Origin of the sequence: Streptomyces sp. SM1 (genome assembly GCF_002910825.1) — a bacterium.
Taxonomy (GTDB): domain Bacteria; phylum Actinomycetota; class Actinomycetes; order Streptomycetales; family Streptomycetaceae; genus Streptomyces; species Streptomyces okerensis.
In genome coordinates this window covers 1-2034 of record NZ_NEUB01000407.1, presented here as the reverse complement: position 1 = coordinate 2034, position 2034 = coordinate 1, and the positions used below count along the sequence as shown (strand labels likewise).

Here is a 2034-nt window from a genome sequence, read left to right as displayed (position 1 = left end):
GGTGAAGAAGTCGGCGAGCGGCAGGATCGCGGCGCCCACGGTGACCGCGTCGGGGCCCAGCCGGCCCAGTTCGATCGTCACCTTCCCGGCCGGGTGGCGCAGCGCGTACGACCGTGCGTGCTTGCGTACGGCCGGCAGGAAGCGGGAGCCGAGCTGCAGGCCGGCCCAGCCCCCCATGAGGATGCGCTCCGGCTGGAAGAGGTTGATCAGGTCGGAGAGGCCCGCGCCCAGATACTCGGCGGTCTCCTCCAGGACGGCGAGCGCGACCGGATCGGGGGCGGTGCCGTCGGCGGGGTAGGCGGCGGCGAGCATGGCCGTGAGCGCCGTCTCCTCGTCCGGTCCCCCGGGTACCGGGCCGCCGCCCTCCTCGGCCCACCGGGCGAGCAGCGACTCGGCGCCCGCGTACGCCTCCAGGCAGCCCAGCGCGCCGCAGCGGCAGCGGCGGCCCCGGACCCGTACGGTCAGATGCCCCCATTCCACCGCCCGGCCGTGTTCGACCTCGGGCGTGACCAGGCAGGCGCCGACGCCGGAGCCGAAGAGCACCACGAGCGCGTTGCGAGCGCCGCGGCCGGCCCCGAACCACATCTCGGCCTGGCCGAGGGTCTTCGCGCCGTTGTCGATGAAGTACGGCACGGTGCCGGGCAGCGGTGAGCCGCCGCGCAGCAGGGACTCCAGGGGGATCGCGTCCCAGCCGATGGTCTGGCCGTGCACGACGGCCCCCCGGTCGTGCGTGCGCTCGACGATGCCCGGAACGCCTATACCGACGCCGAGGAGCCGCTCGGGGGCGAGTCCGGCGGTGGCGAGCACCTCGTCGATGCCGGAGCGGATGTGGTCGACGATGACCTCCACCTCGTAGCGCTGCTGCTCCAGCGGGCGCTGCGCGCGGGCGAGTTCGGTGAGGGTCAGGTCGAACAGTTCGACGCGCACCCGGGTCTCGCCCACGTCGACGCCGATCATGTGGCCGCTGGCCGGCGCCACCCGCAGCAGGGTGCGCGGACGGCCGCCGTCGGAGTCGACGCTGCCGGCCTCCTCCACCAGCCCGTCGGCGGCCAGGTCGGCGACGACGTTGCTCACGGATCCGGAACTGAGCCCGGTCGCGGGACCGAGTTCGAAGCGGCTGAGCGGGCCGTCGAAGTACAGCCGCTGGAGTACGGCCGCGCGGTTGGCCCGCCTGAGATCGCGCACCGTGCGCCCGCTCCGCCCCGCCATGTGACTCCCTCCGGAACCCTGCCCGACCTGCAACCTACCGTTGAGGAGCGGGACGGGGCGAACTTTCCTGCCGCCTTATTCAATGCCGTGAACTCGATGCCGCGCACTCACGTGGACTCGACGTCCCGGCCGAGCTCCTCGATGTCGTCCAGCGCGGCCGTCAGTTCGGGGGCGACGGTGTCCCGGACCCGGCGCTCGTGTTCTTCGCCGACCGCCCTCGGCACGGTCTCCGTGAGCATGATCAGGTAGAGGTAGGCCCGGTAGAGGGCGAGACGGACGCGGGCCGCCGTACCGAACCCGGCGCGGCCCCCGGCCTCCCGGTAGCCGGTGAGGAACGCCTCGTCCTCCCGGATGTCGCCGAGCAGCGCCAGCGAGACGAAGTCCGCGAGCGGGTCGCCCCAGAACATGCGCTCCCCGTCGATGAGGCCGCCGAGCCGGGCCTTCCCCTCGCGCGGGTGCTCCACCAGGATGTTGCCCGGCCAGAGATCGAAGTGGACCAGCGCCGGCACGGTGACCTCGTCGAGCGCCGCCGCGCCACGGCGGATCACCGCCGCCACCTCGTCGGCCGGGCGGGGCAGCCGGGCACGGTGGTCACGGGCGTCGGCGAGCACGGCGTCGGTCATCGCGGTGAACGCGGTCCGCCAGTCGGGGGCGAGCGGACCGAGAGCACCGGACGGATACCCGAACCCGGGCCCCGTCACCCGGTGCAGCCGGGCCACCCGACGGCCGAGCTCACCGCGCAGTTCCGCCCGTTCCGCCTCGGCCGGCGGCGCCTCGCTCCAGGGCGAACCCGGGCAGGCGGTCATCAGCAGATACGGCGCGGGG

2 protein-coding genes are annotated in these 2034 nt (G+C 74.0%); both read right to left on the bottom strand.

All coding sequences use genetic code 11. The features are described 5' to 3' along the window. Positions 1 to 1209 (bottom strand): ROK family transcriptional regulator (locus tag B9S61_RS10340; RefSeq protein ID WP_103541995.1); only part of this gene is annotated, 1209 nt, incomplete at its 3' end. Positions 1210 to 1316: 107 nt separating this feature from the next. After that, on the bottom strand, positions 1317 to 2034 hold a 718-nt coding region (locus B9S61_RS10335), incomplete at its 5' end, for a phosphotransferase family protein (RefSeq protein WP_103541994.1).